This window comes from Kiloniella sp. (assembly GCF_048270245.1).
Lineage (GTDB): Bacteria > Pseudomonadota > Alphaproteobacteria > Kiloniellales > Kiloniellaceae > Kiloniella.
In genome coordinates this window covers 58,415-84,322 of the sequence record NZ_JBLWTH010000001.1, presented here as the reverse complement: position 1 = coordinate 84,322, position 25,908 = coordinate 58,415, and the positions used below count along the sequence as shown (strand labels likewise).

The 25,908-nt window shown below is 43.8% G+C and carries 22 protein-coding genes; 6 read left to right on the top strand and 16 right to left on the bottom strand.

Features of this window, described 5'->3' with window-relative positions; all coding sequences use genetic code 11:
- Positions 1-2 precede the first annotated feature (2 nt).
- From ACN0W5_RS00350 to ribA, 3 genes are all read right to left on the bottom strand, one after another.
- A complete protein-coding gene (locus ACN0W5_RS00350) occupies positions 3-533 on the bottom strand; it encodes a L,D-transpeptidase family protein (RefSeq protein WP_417452306.1) in 531 nt (176 codons plus the stop codon).
- Between the two features lie 85 nt (positions 534-618).
- Positions 619-1,710, bottom strand: a complete 1,092-nt coding sequence (locus ACN0W5_RS00345) for a hypothetical protein (protein ID WP_417452305.1) — start codon at positions 1,708-1,710, stop codon at positions 619-621.
- A gap of 185 nt (positions 1,711-1,895) precedes the next feature.
- Positions 1,896-3,029, bottom strand: coding sequence for a GTP cyclohydrolase II (gene ribA / locus ACN0W5_RS00340; RefSeq protein ID WP_417452304.1), 1,134 nt, complete (start codon positions 3,027-3,029; stop codon positions 1,896-1,898).
- A 685-nt stretch (positions 3,030-3,714) separates the two neighbouring features.
- Between ribA and ACN0W5_RS00335 the strand changes: the two genes are divergently transcribed.
- The 3 genes from ACN0W5_RS00335 to ACN0W5_RS00325 all read left to right on the top strand — a co-directional run bounded on the left by ACN0W5_RS00335 (position 3,715) and on the right by ACN0W5_RS00325 (position 6,785).
- Positions 3,715-4,410: a response regulator transcription factor gene (locus tag ACN0W5_RS00335; protein ID WP_299381062.1), complete on the top strand. Its 696-nt coding sequence runs from the start codon at positions 3,715-3,717 to the stop codon at positions 4,408-4,410.
- A 63-nt stretch (positions 4,411-4,473) separates the two neighbouring features.
- Positions 4,474-5,313: an MBL fold metallo-hydrolase gene (locus tag ACN0W5_RS00330; protein WP_417452303.1), complete on the top strand. Its 840-nt coding sequence runs from the start codon at positions 4,474-4,476 to the stop codon at positions 5,311-5,313.
- A gap of 149 nt (positions 5,314-5,462) precedes the next feature.
- The gene (locus ACN0W5_RS00325) at positions 5,463-6,785 is read left to right on the top strand and encodes an adenylate/guanylate cyclase domain-containing protein (RefSeq protein ID WP_417452302.1); all 1,323 of its coding nucleotides are present in this window, start codon (positions 5,463-5,465) and stop codon (positions 6,783-6,785) included.
- Between the two features lie 42 nt (positions 6,786-6,827).
- On the opposite strand, the gene ACN0W5_RS00320 is transcribed toward ACN0W5_RS00325, so the two are convergent.
- The 10 genes from ACN0W5_RS00320 to ACN0W5_RS00275 all read right to left on the bottom strand — a co-directional run bounded on the left by ACN0W5_RS00320 (position 6,828) and on the right by ACN0W5_RS00275 (position 18,426).
- Positions 6,828-8,015 carry an ABC transporter permease gene (locus ACN0W5_RS00320; protein WP_417452301.1) on the bottom strand — a complete coding sequence of 396 codons (1,188 nt, stop codon included), beginning with the start codon at positions 8,013-8,015 and terminating at the stop codon, positions 6,828-6,830.
- The gene (locus ACN0W5_RS00315; protein ID WP_417452300.1) at positions 8,012-9,010 is read right to left on the bottom strand and encodes an ABC transporter permease; all 999 of its coding nucleotides are present in this window, start codon (positions 9,008-9,010) and stop codon (positions 8,012-8,014) included. The genes ACN0W5_RS00320 and ACN0W5_RS00315 overlap by 4 nt, the downstream gene beginning before the upstream one ends.
- Positions 9,010-10,926, bottom strand: coding sequence for an ABC transporter ATP-binding protein (locus ACN0W5_RS00310; RefSeq protein WP_417452299.1), 1,917 nt, complete (start codon positions 10,924-10,926; stop codon positions 9,010-9,012). Before ACN0W5_RS00310 ends, ACN0W5_RS00315 begins: the two co-directional genes overlap by 1 nt.
- 56 nt (positions 10,927-10,982) lie before the next feature.
- Positions 10,983-11,534 carry a hypothetical protein gene (locus ACN0W5_RS00305; RefSeq protein ID WP_417452298.1) on the bottom strand — a complete coding sequence of 184 codons (552 nt, stop codon included), beginning with the start codon at positions 11,532-11,534 and terminating at the stop codon, positions 10,983-10,985.
- Complete coding sequence (locus ACN0W5_RS00300) at positions 11,522-12,742, bottom strand: glycosyltransferase family protein (protein ID WP_417452297.1); 1,221 nt, start codon at positions 12,740-12,742, stop codon at positions 11,522-11,524. Before ACN0W5_RS00300 ends, ACN0W5_RS00305 begins: the two co-directional genes overlap by 13 nt.
- 31 nt (positions 12,743-12,773) lie before the next feature.
- Positions 12,774-13,400: a histidine phosphatase family protein gene (locus ACN0W5_RS00295; RefSeq protein WP_417452296.1), complete on the bottom strand. Its 627-nt coding sequence runs from the start codon at positions 13,398-13,400 to the stop codon at positions 12,774-12,776.
- Positions 13,401-13,403: 3 nt separating this feature from the next.
- The gene (locus tag ACN0W5_RS00290) at positions 13,404-14,624 is read right to left on the bottom strand and encodes a glycosyltransferase family protein (RefSeq protein ID WP_417452295.1); all 1,221 of its coding nucleotides are present in this window, start codon (positions 14,622-14,624) and stop codon (positions 13,404-13,406) included.
- A 2-nt stretch (positions 14,625-14,626) separates the two neighbouring features.
- Entirely contained in the window at positions 14,627-15,814 is a 1,188-nt protein-coding gene (locus tag ACN0W5_RS00285) for a glycosyltransferase family 4 protein (protein WP_417452294.1), read from the bottom strand.
- A 13-nt stretch (positions 15,815-15,827) separates the two neighbouring features.
- Positions 15,828-17,051, bottom strand: a complete 1,224-nt coding sequence (locus ACN0W5_RS00280) for a glycosyltransferase family 4 protein (RefSeq protein WP_417452293.1) — start codon at positions 17,049-17,051, stop codon at positions 15,828-15,830.
- Between the two features lie 82 nt (positions 17,052-17,133).
- Positions 17,134-18,426 (bottom strand): glycosyltransferase family protein, encoded by a 1,293-nt coding sequence (locus tag ACN0W5_RS00275; protein ID WP_417452292.1) that lies wholly within the window; start codon positions 18,424-18,426, stop codon positions 17,134-17,136.
- 560 nt (positions 18,427-18,986) lie between these two features.
- Between ACN0W5_RS00275 and ACN0W5_RS00270 the strand changes: the two genes are divergently transcribed.
- Together ACN0W5_RS00270 and ACN0W5_RS00265 are read left to right on the top strand one after the other, a co-directional pair.
- Positions 18,987-21,524 carry an ATP-binding cassette domain-containing protein gene (locus tag ACN0W5_RS00270; RefSeq protein ID WP_417452291.1) on the top strand — a complete coding sequence of 846 codons (2,538 nt, stop codon included), beginning with the start codon at positions 18,987-18,989 and terminating at the stop codon, positions 21,522-21,524.
- A 66-nt stretch (positions 21,525-21,590) separates the two neighbouring features.
- Positions 21,591-22,055 (top strand): cyclic nucleotide-binding domain-containing protein, encoded by a 465-nt coding sequence (locus tag ACN0W5_RS00265; protein ID WP_417452290.1) that lies wholly within the window; start codon positions 21,591-21,593, stop codon positions 22,053-22,055.
- Between the two features lie 74 nt (positions 22,056-22,129).
- Here the strand turns inward: ACN0W5_RS00265 and xth are convergent, their stop codons facing one another.
- Positions 22,130-22,927, bottom strand: coding sequence for an exodeoxyribonuclease III (gene xth, locus ACN0W5_RS00260; protein ID WP_417452289.1), 798 nt, complete (start codon positions 22,925-22,927; stop codon positions 22,130-22,132).
- Between the two features lie 489 nt (positions 22,928-23,416).
- Positions 23,417-24,184: a gamma-glutamyl-gamma-aminobutyrate hydrolase family protein gene (locus tag ACN0W5_RS00255; RefSeq protein ID WP_417452288.1), complete on the bottom strand. Its 768-nt coding sequence runs from the start codon at positions 24,182-24,184 to the stop codon at positions 23,417-23,419.
- A 190-nt stretch (positions 24,185-24,374) separates the two neighbouring features.
- Between ACN0W5_RS00255 and ACN0W5_RS00250 the strand changes: the two genes are divergently transcribed.
- Positions 24,375-25,160, top strand: coding sequence for a sterol desaturase family protein (locus ACN0W5_RS00250; RefSeq protein ID WP_417452287.1), 786 nt, complete (start codon positions 24,375-24,377; stop codon positions 25,158-25,160).
- On the opposite strand, the gene ACN0W5_RS00245 is transcribed toward ACN0W5_RS00250, so the two are convergent.
- Complete coding sequence (locus tag ACN0W5_RS00245) at positions 25,157-25,852, bottom strand: LolA family protein (protein WP_417452286.1); 696 nt, start codon at positions 25,850-25,852, stop codon at positions 25,157-25,159. The genes ACN0W5_RS00250 and ACN0W5_RS00245 overlap by 4 nt on opposite strands.
- Between the last annotated feature and the right edge of the window lie 56 nt (positions 25,853-25,908).

Sequence of the window (25,908 nt, the reverse complement as noted above, 5' to 3'; positions counted from 1 at the left end):
TTTTATCCAATTACTTCAATCTTTGATTCACTTTCTATAAGGGAAAGTAACTCTAAGAGGTTATTGAGTTCAAGAGCAACGCAGCCTTCTGTCGGTGTCAGCCCCGGTTTGGCGACATGGAGAAATATTGCTGATCCCTGACCTGGAATGACAGGGTCTGAATTGTGGCTTAGTAGGCCGATCAGATCATAGGTGTTTTCTTGCTCTTTCCACAGGATTTCATGGCTGGATGTATAGGGAACAATGACGGCTTTGTTGTAATAGGGATCTTCGGGCTCATCACACCACCCGTCTCTTTGGCAAAGAGGGGCAATTTCAACCGCCTTACGAATAGCTTTTCTTTGTTCCAGCGATATACGGTCTGCACGATATAGAACTTTGGTTAAATTCCAGCTTCCTATTGGTGTTTTTCCATCACCCTCGACTTTTTCTTTGGCAGGAACAGTACCATTTTTACCGATGGTACAAGGCCATGTTCTGTCGCCATACGATGCTTGCCATTTGCCATTAACTACCTGAACAATGATATTCATGTCTTCACCCGAGATCAGTCTTTAAACGTAAGCTGGAAATATAATTTGGGCCAAACATACATATTCAGTCTGGATTGTCGAGGCTTCAGTTATTGCTTTTTAGCTCTCGATATTTATCCAACCCGTTTAACATATTTTGTGCGAAATCACTTTCAATGGCAGCAATAGTTTCCTGAGCTGATGGAACGTTTTCTGTGATGGAAGCGGTTGTTGGGATGGATACTTGGGGTGTCTCAGTTTTTACAGGTGTGGGCTGAGGGGAATATGATGCCTGTGCAATAAGCACATTACCACCAGATAGAGGGAACCATTTACCGTGTCTGGATGGTGATATAGGTGCCGGGTTCGCTTGCTGTAAAGTTAAGGGTGAATTAGAGGGCAGGTTTGATGATGCTGGAACTGGTTGTGCAGCAGCTGTTGCTTTAGCAGCCGTCATATCGTCGTAAAGAGCTGCTAGGGCGGCCTTTCCTTCGAGAGGAGACGTTGTTGAGCCGGGGCCATTGGTGTGCGTTACTGCATTACTGATCTGCTGTGGCTGTTGGCTTGGTGCGGGGGGTATCACTGGGGCCAGCTGAGAAAAAATGGGTGGTGATGTATTCTCGGCAGTGGATTCGGCTGCTGCAACCTGTACAGGGATTTCTTCTTCATCGGGCCCAAGAAAGGCTTCCAGAATGTTTTCGCCTATATCTTTACCTGTTGTTTCTTCTGAAATTGAGTTTGCGATGGCGGAAATAAAACCGGAAGGTCCGCCATAAATCATCCCCCCAACGACCCGGGCAGTTGGTTGAATTTCATCGCCGGTGATTTCTCTGTATAATGTTGAAATTACAGGAATATGTTGCAGAGGATTTATAACATCGAGAAAATCAAAGAAGCCGAAACTTTGTTCTTCCTGAGATGAATTTTGCTGTTCTATAGCGGCTTCTATCGTGGACTTCTTGCTTGGATCCGTTGTGCTTGTTTTGACTAGTTCATTTTTAAACTGATTTTCTTGTGTAGGTTTATGGGATAAAGGCGCTTTATTTATTTGTGCATTTTGAGGTTGCGCCAAAGGTGTTGAAGTTGTGGCAAGAGAAGCGTTTTCTGATCTCGAATCCGTATTATTGTGCCCATTATGAATGGCAGGACGGATTTGTCCTTTTTGAATAACTTGTTGAGAATAGAGCTGATCCAACATAAGCCTGATAACACCTGATCGTTAATTCAAGTGTATCAATGCAATGATTGGGCCAATTTATAGTGTCCTATATGGGGATTTTTCCTATTAATTCTAATATAGACCGGAATACTTTTCCTGTAATAAGGCAAAGCTTGCCCATATCAGCTTATATATTCCCAAAGGCATTGCTTTTAAAGATTGTTTTAGAGCTTGTGCCCAAAGCGTGTTGCTTTGGTTTTTAGATAAAACTCATTGTGCCCGTTTGAAGGGAAATGATGTGGAACCATTTCTATAACTTCTATACCACATTCAATCAAAGAACTGGCTTTTTCAGGATTGTTTGTCAGAAGTCTAACTTCGTTATATCCCAATTGACGCAGCATTTCAGCAGCGGGAATATAAATCCGTTCATCAGGGTCAAAGCCGACAAGTTCATTGGCATCTGATGTATCAGCGCCTCTATCTTGTAATTCATAAGCCCGAAGTTTGTTCATCAGGCCGATGCCCCGACCTTCTTGTGAAAGATAAAGGAGAACACCACCACCCTGTTCTTCCATAAGCTTTATCGCGCCGCGAAGTTGGTCGCCGCAATCACACCGTAAACTACCAAGAAGGTCACCCGTAAAGCATTCAGAGTGCAGGCGTATTAGCGTTGGTTGATTTGGATTGGGGTCACCAATAACAAGGGCAAGATGTTCAGTGCCTCCGTCCTTTGGACGAAATGCGACAACGGTTGTCTTTTCGGCCATTTCAAGAGGAACCTGAGCAGATGCTACTTTTTTTAGACTATAAGCGGCCGTACTGCGATAGCTTGCAATATCACTTGCCGAAACGACGAGAAGGTTATGTGTTTTTGCAAGCTCTGTGTCTTTACCGTCTGGTAAATTTACAAAAAGCGCAGCTGGAAGCAGGCAGGCCAGTTTTGTCAACAGCACAGCATTTCGGGCCAATATTTCGGGGACTTCGGTGGTCAGAAAATTATCATGCCGTAGATTAATCCCCAGAGGATCGTGTACAGGATCAGCCAGGTAGGATGCGGCTTCTGGTGACATCCCGTCCAGCGCAAAGGCGATGACTTCTGTGGTATTGATAAGGGGTTCTGCTTCCGTGATCCCGATGGCTGCTGCGCGGCGTGCGGTTAAAAGAAGGCAAGGTTCTGCATTGCTGATATAGCGAAGTTTGTTCAGGCTTTCGTCTGATGAAGTTTCGGATGCCTGTATTAATGCAGACTGTCCATCGGGGCGCTGTACAATAACAGCTGCTCCTCGACGCAATTCTGCAATCGCTCGCTCAACAGCAGGGAGGATCCTTGCGGCATTTTCTTCTAGCGCTGGCACGTGATCTGTTCTTTCGTCCGGCTTGGTTGCATTCGGTAATCACAGCTTTTGGTAATGTATATCACCAAAGAACAGTGATCCGCTCCTTATTTAGGGAACACTATCCTGACATTCCAGATAAATGTCTAAAAGCCAATGGTCACTTATAGCAAAGTAGCACGAATTGAAAGTGTGAAAATACGAAGTGTGAATAAGGAGTTTGCGACAATCCTTAACATTTATTGGGTGTTAAGGGGTACTTGAACCAGTTCATTTTCTGCATTTCCAGTTCTTTTTTTGCATTTATAGTAAACTGTGGATGGTACATCGATTTATATCAGGTTAATTATATCTATGGCGCACACGTATTGTTTACCAACTGCTATTTGTAGTTTCTGTTGAAAATCTCGATATAGACAAGCTTGAAATTAAATTAGATCTATAATTTTGATAGCTAAAGTGTAACTTTATTTGTTTATAGCCACCTTTATCGTTAATGCCGGGATACTCTGGTGTACAGATTTCGCGGGTGAGCTTGAATGTGGTTAGTGCGAGTGTTATCTAAATGGGTGTAATTTTTGGATAAAAGCGGGTTACTTGATAGTCGCAGAAATAATACAATTGGATAGTAAATCCGGCAGAGAAATAAAAATTGTGACATGAACACTGTGATTTAAACAGGGAAAATAGATAAGGGGCCTATGGGATGACGACTTCAAACGGCCGTAGAATATTGCTTGTTGATGATGATGACGCGCTGCGTTCGTCATTAAGAGAACAACTGCATCTACATGAAGAGTTTGAAACAACGGAAGCTGTAAATGGTATGGAAGGCTTGGAAAAGGCCAAAGATGATTACTATGATGCTATTCTGCTGGACGTTGGTCTTCCCGACATGGACGGGCGTGAAGTTTGCCGTCTTATGCGACGCGCAGGGGTTAAAAGTCCTATCATAATGTTAACAGCTGCTGAATCAGATGCAGATACTATTCTCGGTCTGGACGCGGGCGCGAACGATTATATTACAAAACCGTTTCGTTTGGGGGTACTTCTGGCGCGATTGCGTGCTCAGCTTCGCCAACATGAACAGAGCGAAGATGCCGTTTTTACGATCGGGCCCTATACTTTTCAACCCAGTGGAAAAATTCTTATTGAAGGTGAAACACAAAAGAAAATCCGCCTGACAGAAAAAGAAACATCTATCCTTAAGTATTTGTATCGTAAAGGATCTCAGGTGGTTGGTCGGGATACTCTTCTCAATGAAGTTTGGGGTTATAACGCTGGTGTAACCACGCATACGCTTGAAACGCATGTCTATAGATTACGACAAAAGATTGAAATCGACCCATCGAATGCAAAGTTATTAGTAACAGAGCCTGGTGGTTATCGTTTGGTGCCTTAAGGGTATCTTGGCAAAGGATCTGTGAATTTTGCATTTGGCTATGTAGTAGCCGGGAGATTAAACGTGTCGGTAACGAGTGATTTTACAGTGAAATTCTGGGGGGTAAGAGGCTCTATACCCTGCCCGGAAAATAGCCACAGGCGTTACGGCGGGAATACGTCATGTGTAGAGGTTCGCTGTGGAGATCACCATTTTATATTCGATGCTGGCACGGGCATCAGATCTTTGGGGCAAAATATTTGCTCGGCAAGCGACAAACAGCAAATTGATATCTTTTTCTCACATACGCATCACGATCATATTATGGGTATGCCATTTTTTGGTCCGAACTTTTACCCCAAAAATAAAGTGCGGTTGTGGGCGGGGCATTTATTAGAGCAAAAAAGCAATCTTCATGAAATTTTGTGCCGGTATATGGCGGAACCGTTGTTTCCCGTACCACCCAAAATATTTTCAGCGAATGTGACCTTCCATGATTTTCACAGCGGTGAAACGCTCGAGCCGTATCCCGGGTTAAAGGTTCGCACGACACCTTTAAATCATCCGAATGGAGCTACGGGGTATCGCTTGGAATATCAAGGTAAGTCTTTTTGTTATATTACTGATACGGAGCATAACCCGGGAGTACCAGATCGTCAGATTCTGGAACTTGTCCAAGGCGCTGACTGTATGGTTTATGATAGCAGCTATACAGACGAAGAATATCCGAAGTTTAAAGACTGGGGACATTCAACTTGGCAAGAAGGGGTTCGACTCTGTGAACAGGCAGACGTTAAGCAGCTTATCGCCTTTCATCACGATCCTTGCCATAACGATGACTTCTTAGATGTTGAAGCCGAGAAGGCAGAGAAATTACGGCCGGGAACGTTGTTTGCAAAAGAAGGACTGGTTCTTAGCTTGTAATTAGTTTTCTTTGGATCACGTAATTCTGACTATGGCTTGATCAAAGTTTCTATAGAATAAGAACAGCAAAAGCTTAATTTAAGTGTATTGCATGACAAATCTCAGACAGATGTCATAGGCAGGTACCCTAAAATTTCAGGATTATAGATATGAAGTGGTTTAGCTCGGTTAACGAAACAGCTCTGCCAGCGCGGGTATTAAAAGCCATTCATGAACAAGAAGATAAAACCGAACGATTAATTGGCTGGATTCAGCTGGGCGTCGTTAGTATTTTTGGGTCACTTTATCTTATTTCACCAAAAACCTTTAATGAAGATGTAACCTTTGCTCCTGTTCCTTGGGCCTTGAGTATTTATCTGGTTTTGACACTTATTCGGATTGTCTGGGCTTATAAATTCCATTTACCTGATTGGTCATTAGCGGTTTCTGCGCTGTTTGATATGACGCTATTGATGGTACTGATCTGGAGCTTTCATATTCAGTACAACCAGCCCCCAAGTTTCTATTTAAAAGTCCCAACTCTTCTTTATGTTTTTATCTTCATCGCGATCAGAGCTCTGAGGTTTGAAGCCAAATTCGTTGTCATTGCCGGGCTATTTGCGGCTTTGGGCTGGGGTATAATGATCATGTATGTTGTCTCGGTTGATACCATGGACAGCATGATCACGCGGGATTATGTGCATTACATGACCTCAAACTCTATTCTTCTTGGGGCCGAATTTGACAAGATAATCTCTATCCTTGTTGTTACCCTTATACTTGCTGTTGCCTTGGTTCGCGCCCGCGCTTTATTGATTAATTCTGTGTCCGAGCGACAGGCTGCCCAAGAACTGTCGCGTTTCTTTTCCCCAGAAGTTGCTAAAAAAATTGCCCATTCAAAAGATAAAATAATGGTGGGGAGCGCCGAAAGACGCGAAGCGGCGATTATGAACTTGGATATGCGGGGGTTTACAAAGTTAGCTGCGGTTGAATCTGCCGAGGTTGTGATGGGTACATTGGCTGAATATCAGCAGCTTTGTGTGCCGATTATCCAGAAGCACGGTGGATCAATTGATAAATTCATGGGGGACGGTATCATGGCTACCTTTGGTGCTTCACTCCCTTCGGAAACCTATGCGGCCGACGCTTTAAGGGCTATGGATGAACTCATGGATGTAACAGCGGTATGGCAAAGGGATGATGGTGAAGAAGCACCGCTTGTTAATGGTTCAATTGCTGTTGGACCTGTTCTTTTTGGTGCTGTGGGAGATGATACGCGGTTGGAATACACGGTAATTGGTGATGCTGTAAATCTGTCAGCTAAACTTGAAAAGCACAACAAGGACGTCGGTGCGCGCGCAATCTCAGACTATACCACTTATAAAATAGCCCTTGAACAGGGTTATCAGCCTTTATTGGAACCAAAAGTAATTGAAAAAAGCCAAGTTATGGGGATTTCTGAAGCAATGGATCTTGTGGTTATTGCGAATTAATATGCGGTGAGAAGTTTTAACTTCTCACCGCATATTAAAGTATTATTTATAGGGGTCCGCGGCATCACGTAGCCCGTCACCTAAAAAGTTATAGCAAAGTACGACCAGCACGACGGGTTGTACTGGTAAGAGCAGCCATGGGTATAGAACCACGGCGCTTATATTCTGGGCTTCGTTAAGCAACACGCCCCATGATGTGATAGGGGCTCTTAATCCTAACCCCAGAAAAGACAGACTGGTTTCACCCAGTATCATCATGGGAATAGCAAGGGTCGCAGAGGCAATAAGATGACTACTGAACGAAGGCAAAAGGTGTTTTCCGATAACCCTTGCATGTGAAGCCCCCATCAACTGGGCCGCAGTGGTGAAGTCTTCTTCTCGCAAGCTCAACAGTTTTGATCTGACCGCACGGGCTAACCCTGGCCAGTCTAGAAAACCCTGAATAATTGATATCCCAAAGAAAACACCGAGAGGACTCCAAGTAACAGGCAAGAGAGCCGAAAGGGTCATAAAAAGTGGTAAGCTTGGGAAAGACTTGAGGATCTCAATGGCTCTCAGAACGAAATTATCGACCAATCCGCCAAAATATCCTGCCAACCCGCCAAAGAAGGTGCCGAGCACAAAGCTGATAGCAACGCCAATCAAACCAATGGTGAGTGAAATTCTAGAGCCGTAAATGATACGGCTAAATACATCACGCCCTAAACGGTCGGTTCCCCAGATGAAAAGAGTTCCGTTTTCTGCTGGACAGACGAAATGGAAGTCACCACTGACGAGTCCAAGGTAATCATATTCCTGATCACTTCGGCAAAAGAAGTTTAGCTTCTGAACATCTGATGTATCCGGCGTATATTCCCGTTTCAAGTTTTCCATATTGAGGTTGTAGTCAAAGCCATAGACAAACGGACCTATAAACTCGTCTTCATGGAAAAAGTGAATGGCCTGTGGTGGGGCGTAAATAAACTTGGTTTCGCGGTTGTGTAAGTTATAGGGGGCAACCAACTCTGCCAGAATGGCAACAGTGTACATACACAACAGGATAATGCCGGAATAAACGGCTAGTTTATGCTTTTTGAACTTCCACCACATAATTTGCCATTGCGATGCGGTGAAATAGCGTTCCTGTTGTGGGGTTAGCTTCGTAACTGAATAAGGGTCGAAAGGCGCGGGATTGACGTAGTGTTCAGTAGCTTGGTTCGAGAGCTGGTTATCTGTTGTTTTTTGACTCATTTTTCAGCTCCCCCGCCCAGACGGATTCTTGGGTCGATCGCGGCAAGAATCAGATCTGAAATGAAGACTCCAATAACGACCAAAGATGCTTCGATGATAAGGAACGATCCTGCAAGATACATATCCTGACTTAAAAGGGAGTCAACAAGCATTGGGCCTGTTGTCTCTAACCCCATGACCACAGCGACCAGAACAGAGCCGGATAGTAGATCGGGAAGAATAGACCCAATATCAGCAATAAAGGGATTTATTGCCAATCGAAGGGGGTATTTCAACAGGATTTTGAGGGGTGTCTGGCCTTTGGCTTTGGCTGTAATGACATACTGTTTGGATAGTTCATCCAGCATGTTCGCGCGTAGCCGTCTGATCATACCAGCGGTACCGGAAGTCCCGATTACTACGACGGGAACCCAAAGATGTTCTAAAACGGATAGTGCTTTATCCATGCTCCAGGGTTTGCCGATAAATTCGTCATCCATTAGGCCCCCAATTGAAGTTCCAAACCAGACATTGGCAAAATATAGCAGGACCAAAGCCAATAAAAAGTTAGGAGTCGCCAAACCTATGAAGCCGACAAAACTGAAAACATAATCACCGACAGAGTATTGTTTTACCGCGGTATAGATGCCGATGGGGAATGAAAGCACATAGGTAAAGAGTGTTGCAGCAAGAGCGAGCACAATGGTTAGGGTTATGCGATCACCAATAACTTCTGTTACGGGTAGTTCATGTTCGAATGAATAACCAAGGTCGCCTTGTAAAAGCCCAAAAACCCAGTCGAAATATTGTTCGTACATGGGTTTGTCCAACCCATATTCGGTACGGAGGTAATCGATTTTTTCTTGGTCAACGTTCTCGCCTTGTGCCTGCATTTCGGCAATCTGTGTTTCCAGATAATCACCGGGCGGCAGTTGAATCAGGGTAAAGATGATAGCTGAAATAATAAGTAGTGTTGGCACCATGGCCAAAATACGATTAACGATATAGCTCAACATTATGCGTGCTCCCTCATATCTGTTTGAGGAATGGCATCGCTATCAGTGCCTTTGTGGACGCGCACATAGTGACCGCCACCTAAATCAACCATGACCATATCGTGTTGATTACTTACGGTAAAAGGCGCTGGCCAGTTTTCCGGCACAGAGGCTTTTCCTTCCAGTAAATCTTTTAAATCAAGCGGACGGTCTAGGTCGGGGTCTGGGACTGCAGATACCAACGCGCGGGTATAGGGATGAACAGGATTTTTAAAGAGTAATTCTTTTGGGGCGGTTTCTACCAATCGTCCTCTGCACATGACGATAATTCGGTCTGCAATGTAATCTATCACGGCCAGATTATGACTGATAAAGATATAGGTCAGCCCTAAAGCCGCTTTTAAGTCCTTCAGAAGGTTAAGAACCTGTGCTTGAATAGAAACATCTAACGCCGATACAGGCTCGTCACAGATCAAAAGGTCGGGTTGTAGTGCTAGTGCCCTTGCAATCCCGATACGTTGACGCTGTCCCCCTGAAAATGAATGCGGATAGCGATTTATATGCATTGGTGCCAATCCAACGACATCCATCAGGCTTTCAACGTACCTTCGTCGCTCTTTGGCATCTTTCATACCGTGTATCAGTAAGGGTTCACCAATTAACTCTTGGACGGTCATGCGCGGGTTAAGTGAACTATAGGGATCTTGGAACATGAACTGAACACGTTCACGAAATTTAAAGAGGTCTTTTTTCTCAAGCGTTAGAACATCTGTTGGGTTATTTTCTTGATCCCTGAAAATAATTGATCCCTGATCAGGCTTCAGGGCACGCATGATAATTTTTGACAGCGTGGTTTTCCCGCAGCCGCTCTCTCCCACAAGGCCAAGGCATTCCCCGCGGTTGACAAAAAAGCTGATATCATCAACAGCCAATGCCTTTTCTGATGATTTTTGCGAGAAAAATCCACCTTTTCGGATCGAAAAAGATTTCGAGATATTGTTTACCTCAAGCAAGGGGGGATCATTTTCATTGATTTCCCGTCTTTGCCGCTTTGCTTTTAGAATAGGGTTATCAGGATGATGTTCAATTTCACGAATTGGTTTTAGCCGTTCATCCGGTTTCATATCAAAACGGGGGACTGCGTGAAGCAAAGCTTTGAGATATGGGTGCTCGGCTTTTCTGAAAATATCTTCCAGTGTGCCGCTTTCCATAACCTCGCCATGGTACATGACCACGACTTCATCTGCCATGTTAGCAACCACGCCAAGGTCGTGGGTAATCATGAGAACGGACATATCCAGTTCGCTCTGCAAATCTTTGATTAACTTTAAAATTTGCGCCTGAATGGTTACGTCGAGGGCCGTTGTGGGTTCGTCGGCGATCAAAAGGGCTGGGCGGCACACTAAAGCCATGGCAATGACGGCACGCTGCCGCAATCCACCTGAAAGTTCAAATGGATAGGTGCGCATTGCTCTGACGGGATCGGGAAACCCGACCATCCGTAACATGTCGGTTGCAAGTTCCAGTGCTTGTTTCGCGGAAATGTCACGGTGCAACTCTAGGGCTTCACAGATTTGGCTACCAATCGTATGCACTGGTGACAGCGAAGTCATGGGTTCCTGAAAAACCATAGATATCCGGCCACCGCGGATTTGTCTCATCTGTTTGCTGTCGGGTCGGATTCTCGCCAGATCTAGAATTTCACCATGTTTCTTGGGATCTGAAAAAAGAATTTCACCCCCTGCAATCTCGGCAACGTTGGGTAAAATTCCCATAATTGCCTGACTGACAACTGATTTTCCTGATCCAGATTCACCAACCAGAGAGACAGTTTTCCCACGCGGGATATGAAAGGATACACCTTTGACGGCGTTCAAAGTTCCCTCTGGAAGCTTGAATGCGACACGGAGGTCTTTGACCTGTAGAAGATCGTTCACGATTATATACTGGCCTCGTTGTTAAACCCTGTTGGCTTGATCGTCTTAATATCTTTTTAAATTCCTGACATTTTCGGATCTGGCATTTCACTGCTACCTTCTGGATCAAGTCCGATATCTAGCATATTGCCAATGGTGCTTGGGTCAAGCGGCAGGTTGTACTCTTTCGCAAATAGTATGGTTGCCCAGATAAGGTACCTGAAACCATACAAGTTGGAATCAAATGTGAGTTTTTGTTCTTCGTTCTTTAAGACGAGGTGCAGAACGCCTTTGGGTTTCTGGTCGTTTTCTTTATCTTTCACAGGGCGCCCGTAATAGCGTAACTCTATGTTTTGTATATCTTTGAATAGAATTTTTCGTTGTTTGAAGTCTGTTATTTCAATCTGCTGGTTGTCGAGGGTTACACGTGTTCTGTGGCGTCGTAGTGAATGGAATCCGAAGATAATAAAGATAATGAGGATGGCGCTAAAACAGATTTGGGAAAAAGTGTTGTTCAGACCGAAAACCAGTCCGCCGAGACCAATTGATAAGCCAAAAGCTGTTTTCAGATAATCAAGATAAATATCAAAAAGGGGATATTTGAAACTTTGTGGAGTTATTTGGGGCACTGTATGTCTTTCTTTTTGCGTCTTTTCTCAATTAGCTCTTTGATAAACAGCGTTGTTTTGTCTGTGCCGTGTACATCTATTTTCACTTTTGACTCAGGCTTTTTGGACCCGGATTTTGGAGACACGGACTTATGAACAGCGTCATCTATTTTTTTTGCCAAATTTTCCGGGGTTAGGTCTGCTTCTGATAGTAGCGATAGCACGCCTGCTTTTGCTAGTTTCTGTGCACGGTCGGTCTGTTCGCTTTGACCCTCTGCCGAAAAGGGAACGACAATCGCTGGTGTCTCGGTCATAAGAGTTTCCATAATGGTATTATATCCAGCCTGACTGATTGAAAGCTGAGCTTGGGATAGAAGTGTGCAAAAGTCCGGGCGGTTTCGTTCGACAATTAAACCATCAGGCGCATGTTTGACGATGTTGTTGAACTCTTGATCAGGCAGGTTGTTACCTAGAAGCAATCGCCAGGGGACATTATTTAAAGTGGAAAGATCCTTGGCTTTAATGACCGTCTCAGCCAAGGGTAGGGCTACGGCACCCCCGCCTGCAGAAACCAGTACACCCTTTCTATCCTCTGGTGAGTTGGGGTTTTGATTTTGGGCATTACGCTCAACGACGTAGCCAGTATAGACGATTTTTTCTTTAACTTTCGCAGCAAGCGGAAAGCTATCTTCAAGGGGAATAAAATCTGGATCGCCATGAACCAGAACATGATCAATATCTTTTTGAACCCGCTCAATAATCCATTCGCTTTTGCCCGGCGTTTTATGGGTTGTGAGAATATCCCGTATAGAACTGATAACTGGAATGTCCATCGATTTGGCCAAAGCAATCAAGGGGTCCAGTTCAAAACGCATTTGGCGTCTGCCAAAGGGAAACATTTCGATCAAGAGGACGTCAGGCTTAGTCTTACGAAAAGTTGATAAGAGAAGTTTTTTGCGGTGTTCTTTCCACGTGTCGTCGACGATTGTTCCTTCAGAATCTTTTAGAATCTTAAAACTGTTATCGGCAGCATGAAGGGCGGGAAGTTGAAAGAGCTTGGCGTTACCGATATCAAGAAATGAAACGGGACGGCCACCAGACGCAAATAGAACCGACATTCCGGCTTTGTCCAACTCTTTTGCAAGTAATGATGCACGTCTGAGGTGTCCAATACCCAGAAGATGCTGAACATAGATAAAAACGTTAACTGTATCTTTTGGGGTTGTCATTTGTGGGCTTCTTTAGGATGAAAGGGCGTTTTTATTTGGTATGTTGCAGGGGGCGCGGAAAAAACTCAGTAGATTGTAACAAGCTGATATTCATTGTTTTTACACTGATTTCACCTGTTGGGGAAACCTGAAAAAGGTGAGCGCAGTTATCTCTTATCTTTTCATTTGGCTTAACGCGCATATCCCAGTTTGTTGCGTCGGCATAAAGCGCCCTTAGGATACCTTTGTGAGCCACAGCAACAATTGATTGGTTTGATTTGGCTATTCGATTTAGAAAAGGTTTTAGGCGTTTCTGGACATCTCTTGGGCTTTCACCGTCGGGGGGGCAAAGATCCAGTCCAAGCGCTTCCATTTCTTCCATTTCTGGCCCCAGCCTTTCCCTTAACTCTGGTAATCTTTCTCCCTCCCAAATTCCCCAGGACATTTCGATCAGCAAAGGCTCGATCTCAAATTTCTCTTGTCCTAACAGTTCAGCGGTTTGTTGTGCGCGTTGCAGTGGGCTGACGTACCAAGGCACCTCTATCCACTCATTTGGCAGGTGCCATTTTCGAACTGTTTTTATGCCCTGTTCAGACAGGGAAATATCAGACCAGCCCTGCATTCTTTTTTCAGCATTCCAAACGGTTGGCCCATGCCTGAACATTAATATGTCAGTCATTCTTCAGAAACTTTCGTAGGGGTTTATTTCTAGGATATCTGAAAGGATTGTCGCCGTGTTTTCAGCGCCATTTGTATTTAAGCTGGATGGGGGCTTTTGCTTGTTTAGTAATGTTTTCTCTATGGCTGTGGCGAGTTTTTCTGCTGTCAGGTTTTCTTCATCCACATAGGTGAGGGCATTTTGTTCAGATAACAGCTTGGCTCTGAGGGTTTGTTCAGTTTCTAGTCCACCGGAATAGGGAACAATGACACGGGGACATCCGGCACGAATAACCTCCATAACGGTGTTGTAACCACCTTGGCTTATGGATAATGCACAGTTTGCCAAAAGAGAGGTGAAATCCGGCCTTGAACGCTCAACAATCAAGTTGTTATCTGATTGTATTCTGTATTTTTCGAACAATTCTTCTGGCAGGCTATGGCCAATAAGAATGCGCCATCGTTTTTCTTTTAATACACTCAGTTTTCTCGCACTTAATGCTGCTTCAATCAGCCGTTCACTGACGGCACCGCCCCCGGTCGAAACCAAAACTTCATCAATGCCGTCTGTCGGATGTGGCGTACCGTCAACCTTTTCATCGACAACATAGCCACTATAAAGGATTTTGTCGGCGATATGGCGCGCTGGATGAAAGGTTTTATCAAAGGGAATAAGATTTTGATCACCATGAATTAATACGTGATCAAAATGGGTATCTACCCAAGAAAGCATTTCAGTTATACGTTCCGCTTTTGGCGCTTTGACCAGAATATCTCGAACGGATGAGATTATTTTACTGGAAAATTCAGATGTTTGAGCGGCTTCAAGAAGAGGAATGAGTTCAAAGCGCATTTGCCTACGGCCAAAGGGGAACATTTCCAACAGGACGAGCCGTGGTTTTGTTTTGTGATAGATCTCAACAAGTTCCTGTGCCCTTTTAGCTTTAAAGGCCTTATCTATCGGCTGGTCGTTTTTATCCAATAACTTTGTGAACAAGATACCGTCAGCACGAACAGGGTCCAGTTGATAAAGCTTTGCGCTGCCAGTATCCAGTCCGGGGACTTCCATTCCTCCGGAAACAAACGCAACGGATAGGCCAGCTTTATTCATTGCCCGGGTGAGTGTTGCTGCCCGTTTTTGATGTCCGATACCGAGAAGATGTTGGACATAAAAGAGAACGTCTATACGTTTCTCTTGAGGTTTCTCAGGATTCTTGGTTTTAGATCTTGTGGCTTCAGATATCATTATTATAGCGTTTTATTTCTCTTGGTATAATCGAATAGTGGTAATCCCGGTTCAATATAGCCTTTTCTGGATGCTGAAAGGATTGCATCCAAGCGTTGTCCGGCTGTTACAAGGCTATGCATCGCCTCTACTTTTTCTGCTGCCGCCTTTCCCATATCCCGACGACGAACGGGGGCAGTCAACAAACTTCTAAGCGCAGCGGCAAAGGCTACGGGGTCTCCGGGTGCTGTTAGAAGGCCGGTTTCGCCATCTGCGACAACTGCGGGAACACCGCCTGTTTTTCCTGCGATAACAGGCAGTCCACCAGCTTGGGCCTCTAGAAAAGCGAGGCCATAGGCCTCGTTAACTGCGGGCCAGGTATAGATATCACACGCTGGTATAAGTGATGCCAGTTCATCTGAATTAAGCTGGCCCGTATAAGTAATTTTGGTTTTTGGGACCCATACAAAACTTGATTCCACGTCTGGTCTGGCTTGTCCATCACCAACGATGATTAGTTGCCAGGGTAAGTCTGGCAGACCGCGCAAGGCTTTTGAGAGCACTCTGTATGATTCCAGCTTGTCCCCGGGGCGCATCATGGCAATTGCCAATAACCACTGTTTGTGTGGATCTAGATCATATTTTTCTGCAATAGCTTTACGACACTGCGACCAGTTTTTGCGCTTTTCAATAATGGGCTCGGGAACAATAAAGGGTGGCAGCGACCAGTTTCTTACTGTGTCTGGCAGGCAGTGTGTATCATGTGGATTAAGACTTATAACGCAATCGGCTTGATCAACGGCTGAGACGACGGCCTGATGACTTAAATCCCAGGGGCCATTTGCTCTTTTGTTTGCAATTGATGCTTCGATGGCAATGTAGGGAATATTGAGCGCGTTACATACAAGCGGCCCGATCCAGTCCGGCGCTTTATAATAGAGATGGTATGTAATCCAAACATCTGGACGCTGGTCTTTTGGTTTGTTTTGGATCTTTTTTATGTATCTTGCGGCAAGTTTTTCGCCAATTTTTTTCAATCTGGCCTGACGGGTTTTGTCACCAGTTGCGTCTCTACTGCGCAGGTGAGAGGCGATGTGGACGTCGTGTCCTTGGGCTTCTAGGGCTTGTATAAGTAATCTGGCGACGTGACGGTCGCCAGATGGCGTAGGGTGGCGGGGTGATTTTAGGGGGGCGTAAAAAGCGATCCGCATTTCTATCGCCTGACTATTGCCCTGTGAACCGGTTGAAAAGCTGATCTATGCCTTGTTTCATGGAGAACTCACCTCTTACGCGTTTTGCTCCGGCTTGTCCCAAAGTTTCCCTGAGGATGGGATCTTGTATGAGCTTTTTAAGGGCAGTACCTAAAGCATCAGGGTTTTCTGGTGAAACCAATATACCTGTCTCATTGTTAACAATAAGCTCAGGTATAGCAGATATATTGGTTGAAAGGCAGGCCAGAGCTTGACTTTGTGCTTCCATAAGTACATTTGGCATGCCATCACGATCCCCGTCTTCTGTGATTCTGGATGCCAAAATAAAAAGATCTGCTTTTCGGTATTGTTCCAGAACAATTTCTTGAGGTTGAGCGCCCATCCAAGTGATCTTATTGCTAATACCAAGTGATTCAGCCTGATTTTTCAAATCCTTGCTTAATGTTCCGCCTCCAATATGAATAAAATGCCAATGCAGTGTGATCGGCAAAGAGGAAAGGGCTTTTAGTAGATCGTCATACCCCTTTTTGGCGACCGCACGGCCGACGGATATCAGGGTGACGCTTTTATCTTCTGAGCTTCCGTCATTCTGGGAATGGTTATTCGCCGTTTTATCAAAACGATCAAAGTCAAGACCGTGGTAGACTAGGTCTACACAGTTCTTATCTGTGGTTAAGCCTTTTAAATAATCCACGTTAAACTGCGTACAGGTCGCTAGCCATTTGATATCGGCTAGTTTTTCCCGTAGTTCCCACTCTGGCGATGTCCAGATATCCTTGGCATGGGCCGATCCACACCACGGGATATTCCGGATAAAAGACGCATAGCGTGTGACTGAAGACGGAGTATGTAAAAAGTGCGCATAGAGCCAATCGACATTCTCTGGCAATTCAGCAGCAAGAACACAGGCCTGAGCAAAACGTCTTATCCGATTTGGGGTTCGGTCACGTTTTAAGTCCTTGATGAACAGGGAAAATGCTTTTTTGTACCCAGCTAGCTTTCGGACATTCCACCAGCTTTTCAAAACCCGGAAGGGCTCTTGATAGATATATTCTGGCAGATAGCTGACAGGTGCTTTGATTTCCTGATGAATGGGGTGTGTGGACGTATCTGTTGGGTGGCGAAGTGAGACTAATGACAGGTCCAGCCCGCGTTGTTCTAGCGCAAGAAGTTCCTGTGCGATAAATGTCTCTGAAAGGCGTGGGTAACCTTTTAGGATTACGGTTATTTTTTTCATACCGTCGGATTATAGCTCTTTTGCTTGCCGCCTGCTTTTCGACAAAAGTAATTTGACGATTAGCACGATCGAGCAGGTGGGGTTAATTTGTCTTTGATAGTTTGTCGATTATGCCAAATTTTGAAAGCTTTGCCTTGAAGCAGTTATCGGCAAGTTTGATGACGTTTTTCTGTCCATCAAGCAATCCTGGTACAACGACATCAGATGGCAGGTTTTGTTGAGGCAAATTTCTTAGTGCTGTTGCCATTTTTTGTGGATCGCGTTTGCCATCATTTTCCAGCATACAAACCAAGCCGAGTTCCTGCGCACGACTGGCCCGAATGTACTGTTCCATTCTGGGGACAGTTCTTGGTACGATAAGGGCTCGTTTATCGTAGGAAAGGATTTCACAAAAGGTATTGTATCCCCCCATACCAACAATACCGATCGCTCTATCGACTAGGCTTTCGAATTGGGCATTAAAGGTTATGGCTTCAACATTGGGCAATTTGCTGGCACGGACCTGAAAATCATGCTGAAGGTCGCTATTCATAAAGGGACCGAGTGCAAACAGAGCTGGATAAGGAAGGTCAGGATCGCTTTCATAGGCAGAAAGAACCCAATCAATTATCTCTTCGCCGTCTCCGCCACCACCGACAGTGACAAGAAGATAAGGTGTTTCTTCGTCAACTTTTTCGAGTACAGGCATAGGAACATCGCTGCCTCCTGTGCGGCGTAGATAGCCTGTATAGGTCATTTTCCTCTGAACTGATGGCGGTAAGTCGATGCCATCTAACGGATCACAAATTTGAGGAAGGCCATAGACCCAAATGTCATCATAGTATTCTGACAAAGCGGGTAGTGTGTTTTTACGCTCCCACTCACTTGAGAGAAGATCCGGATCATCCATGACGTCTCTGAGGCCGAGGACACAGGGGGTGCCTCTGCTTTTTAGCAAGCGGAGCGTGTCTTCTACTTCACCCCGTAATCCCAAGGGTTCTTTATCTACAATGAAAAGGTCGGGATCATAAAACTCAGCGGTATGTTTGATAATTGACGACCTTATGCTCAGGGTCTGTTCAATATCAATGTGTAGGTTGAGCGAGGTATAGTCACCATTCCTCAGTTTGATGACGCCTGGGATACGGACGAAATCAACGCGAGATTTAAAGCCAAAGGACCCAATGATTGGCGAACCTGATAGAATCAAAACAGATAAGTTTTTATGCTCTTCTACCAGTGTATGAGCAATTTCCCGACAGCGCCGCAAATGCCCCAGACCAAAGCTATCGTGACTGTAAATAAGAACACGGGTACTTTTTTGATCATCAACAATGTGTTTACTGTCTTGTGTAATGGTATTGCTCCCCTCGATAATGTCGGGACTATGCCACAATTCGTTCCTAGGACCCAAGAAAGAATATGTGTTCAGAATGTTTTGTCGATTTTTTTTTGATAAAAATTGAATGAATTTAGTGTAGCTATGTGCTCTAAAATTTTTTTCTATTTGAAGCTGTATTATAATATCCTGTGTTTATGGTTACATTAAGTTACCATAAAGCTGTTATTTAAGCGTTACACATCGAATAACAATGTGTTTATTCCCTTCGAGTTTACCTCTGTTAGTTCTTCGGATAGGCTGAGTTTTATAAAGGGTTAAAATTTGTTGGCTGTTTACTCAATAAAAGTTTGGCTTTATCGTGTAACTTGTTGAAATATAGATATATTGATTACAATTTAAACTTTTAAGGCCGGGTGCGGGGGATTTAGGGCGCAATGGAGCAACGACTTTTTAAGTATATATGGAAGCACAGTAAAACGGACCAGATTAAAATTCTGTTCCTTGTACTGGCATCAATGCCCTTTTACTTTCTATCATTAGATTTACCAAAAAGTATTATAAACCGCGCCGTCGACTCTCAAAACTTCGCTGACATTAATTCAACGTTGTCTTTTATGCGGTTTGAACTTCCTTTTGGTGAGGAAATATTTGGACATCCAATCATTCTCATTGAAGGCTTTGATTTAACACAAATCTCTTTACTGTTTGCACTGTGTTTTTCATTTCTCTGTCTCGTTTTGGTTAATGGACTTTTTAAGTTTGTTATCAATACTTTAAAAGGCCAACTGGGCGAGCGGATGCTCCGCAGATTACGTTTTGAGCTTACCGACCGTATTCTTCGTTTTCCTGTTATGCATAGTCGCCGCGTGAAGCAGGCAGAAATTGCGACGATGCTCAAAGATGAAGTGGAACCCTTGGGAGGCTTTATCGGCGATGCAATCGTCACACCCTTCTTCTTGGGTGGCCAAGCCTTGACTGCGCTCATCTTTATCATGGTCCAGAATGTTTGGTTGGGCATTGTTGCGATGAGTATCGTTCTGGTACAGGCTTTTTTAATCCCCAAGCTTCGCAGACGTATTCTTGATCTTGGGCGCCAACGCCAAATGACAGCGCGGGCCCTTGCCGGACGTGTGAGTGAGCTGGTCGAAGGAGCTGTTGAAATCCAGTCTCATGATACCAGCAACTATGAACGTGCAGAGATATCCAGCAGACTTGGTAAGATTTTCAAAATTAGATATGAAATTTATCAACGAAAGTTTTTTGTTAAATTTTTGAATAACTTACTTGCCCAAATAACACCGTTTATTTTCTATCTTGGCGGTGGGTATCTGGTTATTACCGGGCAGTTTGAAATTGGTACCCTTGTCGCTGTACTTGCGGCCTACAAAGATCTGCCCCCGCCGATCAAGGATCTCATTAATTGGGACCAACAACGTAATGATGTTCAGATTAAATATGAACAGGTTGCTGAACAATTCCAGCCGAATGGTATGATTGATTCTGAAATGCAACGGCTTGAAGAAAAACATAGCCCGCCATTGGAAGGTGACATTGTTGTCAGTAATCTTGGTCTTGTTGATGAAAACGAGAATAAACTTCTGGAAGGTATTAACTTCACGGTTGGTGTGAATAAAAAAATTGCTGTTGTTGGTAATGCCAGCAGCGGTAAGGAATATTTAGGGTTGCTTTTGGCTAATCTGGTTAAATCATCTTCTGGATCGATGAAAATAGGGGGCAAGCCAATGGTGCAATTGCCTTCGGCTATAACCGGACGCAGAATTTCCTATGTAAGCTCAGAGGCTTATCTCTTTCCTTTGTCGGTGATGGATAATCTTTTCTATGGATTGCGGAACTGGATGATTAAGGACACATCCTTGCTTCCTAATTCAGAGGTTGAATACCAGCGTGAAAAGCAAGAAGCACTTCGAACAGGTAATATTGCGCTTAATCCAAATGGTGAATGGATAGATTTTAGCTCTGCCGGAATAAACGATCCGGCAGAACTGGTTCCGCGTGTGACAGAAATTTTACGCGCGGTTGATTTCGAAGAAGATGTGTATCTTTTTGGGTTAAGCGGGATAGTTGACTGTGAAAATAGGCCGGATATCGCAGAAAGTATTCTCGGGGCAAGAATTGCGCTAAAGGAACATTTGAAGTCGACAGGGGATGAAGATCTCGTTATCGCCTTTGATCCGGAAAAATATAATAAAAATGCGACATTACGCGAAAACCTCTTGTTTGGTACTCCCCGTAAAAAGCAGTATGCGGGAAATAACCTTCTGACCATGCCAGTTTTACGTGAATCTGTCGAAGAAGCGGGCCTAAAAGATAGTATTTATAATATGGGCCTTTCTATTGCCCGTACCATGGTTGAACTATTTATGGGTCTTCCGCCGTCTCATCAGTTTTTTGAACAGTTCAGCTTTATCTCTGCTGATGATCTGCCTGAGTTCGATAAAATAGTAAAACGAGCGGATAAAAGTAGTTTTTCAGAGATATCGGGCTCTGATCAGGAAGCCCTGATGTATTTGCCTTTTGATTATGTAGAGGCACGTCATCGTTTGGGGTTGGTAACTGAGGATGTCGAAGCAAAAATTTTAAAAGCCCGACAAATTTTTGCAGACAAATTGGAAAGTCGTGATCCAGATGCCGTTGAATTCTACGATCCTGATTCATACAATTCCGCTGCAAGTATTCAGGATAATATCCTGTTTGGTCGTTTGGCCTATGGCCGTGCCGAAGCTGGTGCAACAATCGGGAGAGTTATGACAGAGCTTCTTGATGATCTGGGGCTAAGGTCTGAAGTTATTGAAGTCGGGCTTGAATTTAATGTTGGTATTGCCGGAAATCGCTTGAGTAGTGTTCAGCGGCAAAAACTGGCTTTGGCACGCTCATTGATCAAAAAACCGGATCTCCTTATTTTGAATGAAGCAGCAGCCGTTATGGATTCTCAGAGCCAGAACAGGCTGGTGCCATCTATCATGGAAGCTCAGGAAGATCGTGGTATCTGCTGGACATTACAAAGGGCAAGTTTATCTCAACATTTTGAATATGTGATTGTCATGCAGAATGGGAAGGTTGTCGAAAGTGGTAGCTTCGACGAACTCAACAAAGATGGTAAGGTCTTGAAAAGTCTTATTGATGACGAATAACATCATCAAATAAGTTACCGGGATACGAAGCTAAAGAGAAACAGAGTAGGTAGGGAACCAGAGTAGATGTCGATTGAACAAGAAGTTGAAGCGTTAAAAAATATACCGCTTTTCGCGAACATTGACCCTTCCCGGCTGAAGCTTATGGCCTTTGCCAGTGAACGCCTGACATTTAAAGAAGGAAAAGAGCTCTTCCATCAGGGGGATGCAGGGGATGCAGCTTATATCTTTATTGAAGGGGAAGCTGATGTCATTGTTGATACTGATGACGGTCCACTTGTTGTCGCATCTTTTGGAAAAAATGATTTTGTCGGTGAGATCGCTATTCTTTGTGATGTGCCCAGGACAGCAACGATTAAGGCCAAGTCAGAACTGATTACCTTGAAAATTACCAAAGAGCTTTTCTTTAATATGGTAATGGATTTTCCGGAAATGGGTGTTGAGGTCATGCGTGTACTTGCGCATCGTATTGATCATACTACCAGCCAATTGACCGAAGCTCGTAATGCGTTGGCCGAAAAAGCGGATTAGAGACCGCTTTGTGCGGCAAACAAAGTCAGGGGTAAGCAAATCCTAGTAGCTAGAATTAATGTAGCTAGAATTAATTAAATATCGATATCCACGACATTTGGGACGTGATCCGAAGGTTTTTCCCAGCCGCGGGTATGTCGGACAACTTCAAAGTCCTTCAAGGAAGTCTTCAAGCTTTGAGTTGTGAGTATGTGATCCAGTCGCCACCCGTAATCTTTCTCAAAGGAAGGCTTGTATCGATAACCCCACCAACTATAGAGCGGTTGGTCATCGGGTATAAAATGGCGCCCAACATCAACTAAATCTCCTGATTTGCGGAGATTTGCCATAAGTTCACTTTCCAAAGGAGTATGACCTACAGATTTAAGGAGCTTTTTGTGGTTCCAGACATCCTTTTCCAAAGGGGCGACGTTAAGGTCACCGACAAGGACAATTTTTTTCTCTTTTACTTCAGGTTTCGTAGCCCATTTGGACATCTCTTTGAGGAACTGTATCTTATGGGCAAATTTGTCATTTTGTTCCGGATCCGGAATGGGACCGCCTGATGGGACATAAAAATTATGAACTTCCAAGCCATTCTTTAATGTAATCGACATATGCCTTCGGTCATCTTTCCCACACCAGACGATTTTTTCGTGGCTTTCTACGTTGTTTTTACACAGGATTGCAACACCGTTATAGCTTTTTTGCCCGTGAAAAAAAACCTCTTCATAACCCATTGATTTTATATCAGATAATGGGAATTCGATATCTTGGACCTTAGTCTCTTGCAGGCAGAGAACATCCGGGGTGTGACTGTCTGTAAAGTCTTTGAGATGACCTAGACGCTGTCTGACAGAATTGATGTTCCAAGTAGCAATACGTAGGGGCATAAAATTATTCCATATACGAAATGATTTCATTCCACTATCGATATGAAGTTGTTTCGTATGTGGAATAATAGATGGTTTTTTATTTCTGCTGCGAAATGAGGCTGATATTTATGAAATCAAGAACTCAATTGATATAATTTGATGATTCTATCACATAGATTTCAAAAATAAAAGAAAGGAACACCTGATTGGGGGGATAACCAGGTGTTCCCGCTTCTTCGCAGAGTTTCAAGGAACCAGAGGGGGGATTCCAGTTCCTTTAACGTCGCCAGGAGTGAGGTAGGAGGCGACGTGATTATAAGATAAGCCATCTAGTGGGGATTTCAATGAACCTGTGGATAAAATTTAAGTTACAGGAATTTATTCATACTTATGGCATTGATTTGGAATATTATCCTTAAATTTTCTATAAAATTTTTGATTCTGATGGGCCGTCATTAGAGACTCCACAGAAAGGGTCATTTTTTGTACAAAGAAAAAGACAGTGGCTTAAGAGGAAGTTTTATTCATTCTGTTGGCTACAGCCTTGCCAAAAGCGCTGAAGATGGCCTTAGAGGTACTATTCTCAATTGCTTTGTATTCTGGATGCCACTGTACCCCGAGAACAAAAGATTTTTGATCGGGCATGGAAATGGCCTCTATCGTGCCGTCTTTTGCGATTGCATCTGCCATTAGCCCTTCACCAAGATCTTTTACGGCCTGATAATGTAGAGAGTTTACTTCTGCATCATCTTTTTTAAGAATCTCATATAACCGACCTTGTTGATTAAGGGTGATAGAATGGTTGGGCCCATAATCAATGTCCATATCGTTTGTGTCTGGACTGCTATGATCCATGCGTCCTGCTATGTCTTTAACCTGTGGGAATAAACTGCCACCCAAGGCAACATTAAGTTCTTGAAATCCACGGCAGATAGCAAGAAGAGGCACTTCCTGACTAATGGCCTCTCTTATCAAGGCGAAGGTTGTTTGATCACGCATTTCATCATAAGGCTCTGCTTCGGCAGAGGGGGGCGTTTTGTAGCGTTCAGGATGAACGTTACTAGCGCTCCCAGTCAGCATGATGCCATCAAGCTTCGAGACAAGGCGTGGGATATCTAATAGATCTGGTAAGGCCGGAATAATGAGGGGCATTGTGTTCGATGATGAGGCAACAGCCCTTAAATATTTATCATCAACAGCATGATAGGATTTTGGTGTTTCGGCTTTATGCAGGCATGCTGAAACACCGACGATTGGAAGTACTGGTGGTAACACTGGATTGGCCCCTAGATTATCAGATCAAAAGTTTTCAGGAAAAAGTGATTTGTGATGGTACTGTTTACGCTATTGAGTGCAAGTATGATTCTGTGGCTAGGGATGATTAGTTCATGGCAAGACGCGCAACTAATAAAGCTACATACCGGATAGTGAACATATGGTTATACAGTAATAGATGGGAAATTTTGTGGAAGTACTATTGGCCTATAAAGGGGTAGTTGTTTTTGCTTGGCTTCTTTCTCTATTTGTCTTGGAGCGAATTTTCCCTGCTTCTTCTTTGGTAGACAAGAGCGAATGGCTTGAAAAATACTTTCCCGTAAGAGTTCGGCGAAATATATGTCTGTGGTGCTGTAACCTGCTTCTTTCTCCGATTGTGGTTATTCCTTTAACTATTTGGGCCACGACACATGTGATCGGTTGGCGTCCAGATGTCTTATCAGGTGGTGTAGGAATTATAGCCGATATAATTTTGTTAGACTGTCTGATTTATTGGTGGCACCGGATAAACCACGAAATTCCCTTCCTCTGGCGGTTTCACGAAATACACCACCTGGACATGAATTTGGATACTACGTCGGCTCTTCGGTTTCATTTTGGCGAAGTGATAATATCTGCTTTGATGAGAGTTCTCGTTATTGTTCTTTTTAATATCCCGCTGGTATCCGTTATAATTTTTGAAACTACTCTATTGATTGCAACAATCTTTCATCATTCAAACTTACGATTAGCGCATGGGGTCGAAAAAGCCTTGTCCATGTTCATCGTGACACCAGAAATTCATTGGGTGCATCATCATGCTCTTCGTCGTGATACAGACAGTAATTACGGCACAATTTTTAGTTTTTGGGATAAAGTTTTCCGCTCTAGAAGCGCTACAAAAAGAACTTTGAATATGAAAATAGGCGTTGAAGGAGCAATGGATAAATCGCTCCTTCAGTTATTTTTTAAGCCTTTTAGGGTGAGAAAAGATTAATCCCAATTTTCTTTCTTTTTCATATTGAGGTCATCGGTAGTAAAGACGGTTTCGTCTATTGATGCATCATACACAGGATTCACAAGTGAGACCTGTGTTGTAATGCCTTGAGCGTCGATAACTTCCCACTTTCGCAGAGAAATCGGGTTGTCACTGAATAGCAGTGTCATTTGGGTGCCGTCAGATTCACCTTCGGCTCTTATTTCTAATTGAATTGTGCTGTCGGATTCTTGTGCGCGAAGGATCTGAATGTCTTTGTGAAGTTCGACTTTTTCGCGAATCAAAAACCATAGCGGCGTTTTCCATAGGGGTAGATAAGTCGATTGCTTTAATTTTTTATCGAAATAGAGCAGAGTAACGCCGTTTGCGATCATAACAATTGGAACTGGCTCGTCATACTCAAAACGCATTTTGCCAGGCCGTTGAATATTAACGTCTCCTTCTGCAAGGCTGCCATTACTGGAAATTTGAATAAAGCGCGCTGAGACGGATTTCAAATCATTCAGATAGGATTCTATGCGTCGTACGATAGATACTTCATCAGGGGATAGCCCATTTAATCCGTTTGGCTCCACCGCTGTATTTGAATCTGCCTGGGCTGTCTGATCGATTAGGATAATTTGCCCGGTGAGCATGAAGAGGGCGAAAATCGCGATCATGAAGGACTTTAATGAAAATATTTTATGAAACATGATCAAGGCTTGATCCTTAGAAATTCAATGGTTCTATAATAGATTTTGTGCTTTGG

What these genes read in the sequence shown, in the direction of transcription:
- ACN0W5_RS00335 (WP_299381062.1), top strand. Translation starts at nt 3,715, where the DNA reads ATGACGACTTCAAACGGCCGTAGAATATTGCTTGTTGATGATGATGAC.
- ACN0W5_RS00295 (WP_417452296.1), bottom strand. Translation starts at nt 13,400, where the DNA reads ATGACTGACATATTAATGTTCAGGCATGGGCCAACCGTTTGGAATGCT.
- xth (WP_417452289.1), bottom strand. Translation starts at nt 22,927, where the DNA reads ATGCCCCTACGTATTGCTACTTGGAACATCAATTCTGTCAGACAGCGT.
- ACN0W5_RS00285 (WP_417452294.1), bottom strand. Translation starts at nt 15,814, where the DNA reads ATGCGGATCGCTTTTTACGCCCCCCTAAAATCACCCCGCCACCCTACG.
- ACN0W5_RS00265 (WP_417452290.1), top strand. Translation starts at nt 21,591, where the DNA reads ATGTCGATTGAACAAGAAGTTGAAGCGTTAAAAAATATACCGCTTTTC.
- ACN0W5_RS00300 (WP_417452297.1), bottom strand. Translation starts at nt 12,742, where the DNA reads ATGACAACCCCAAAAGATACAGTTAACGTTTTTATCTATGTTCAGCAT.
- ACN0W5_RS00345 (WP_417452305.1), bottom strand. Translation starts at nt 1,710, where the DNA reads ATGTTGGATCAGCTCTATTCTCAACAAGTTATTCAAAAAGGACAAATC.
- ACN0W5_RS00315 (WP_417452300.1), bottom strand. Translation starts at nt 9,010, where the DNA reads ATGTTGAGCTATATCGTTAATCGTATTTTGGCCATGGTGCCAACACTA.
- ACN0W5_RS00325 (WP_417452302.1), top strand. Translation starts at nt 5,463, where the DNA reads ATGAAGTGGTTTAGCTCGGTTAACGAAACAGCTCTGCCAGCGCGGGTA.
- ACN0W5_RS00320 (WP_417452301.1), bottom strand. Translation starts at nt 8,015, where the DNA reads ATGAGTCAAAAAACAACAGATAACCAGCTCTCGAACCAAGCTACTGAA.
- ACN0W5_RS00280 (WP_417452293.1), bottom strand. Translation starts at nt 17,051, where the DNA reads ATGAAAAAAATAACCGTAATCCTAAAAGGTTACCCACGCCTTTCAGAG.
- ACN0W5_RS00245 (WP_417452286.1), bottom strand. Translation starts at nt 25,852, where the DNA reads ATGTTTCATAAAATATTTTCATTAAAGTCCTTCATGATCGCGATTTTC.
- ACN0W5_RS00290 (WP_417452295.1), bottom strand. Translation starts at nt 14,624, where the DNA reads ATGATATCTGAAGCCACAAGATCTAAAACCAAGAATCCTGAGAAACCT.
- ACN0W5_RS00270 (WP_417452291.1), top strand. Translation starts at nt 18,987, where the DNA reads ATGCGGTTTGAACTTCCTTTTGGTGAGGAAATATTTGGACATCCAATC.
- ACN0W5_RS00350 (WP_417452306.1), bottom strand. Translation starts at nt 533, where the DNA reads ATGAATATCATTGTTCAGGTAGTTAATGGCAAATGGCAAGCATCGTAT.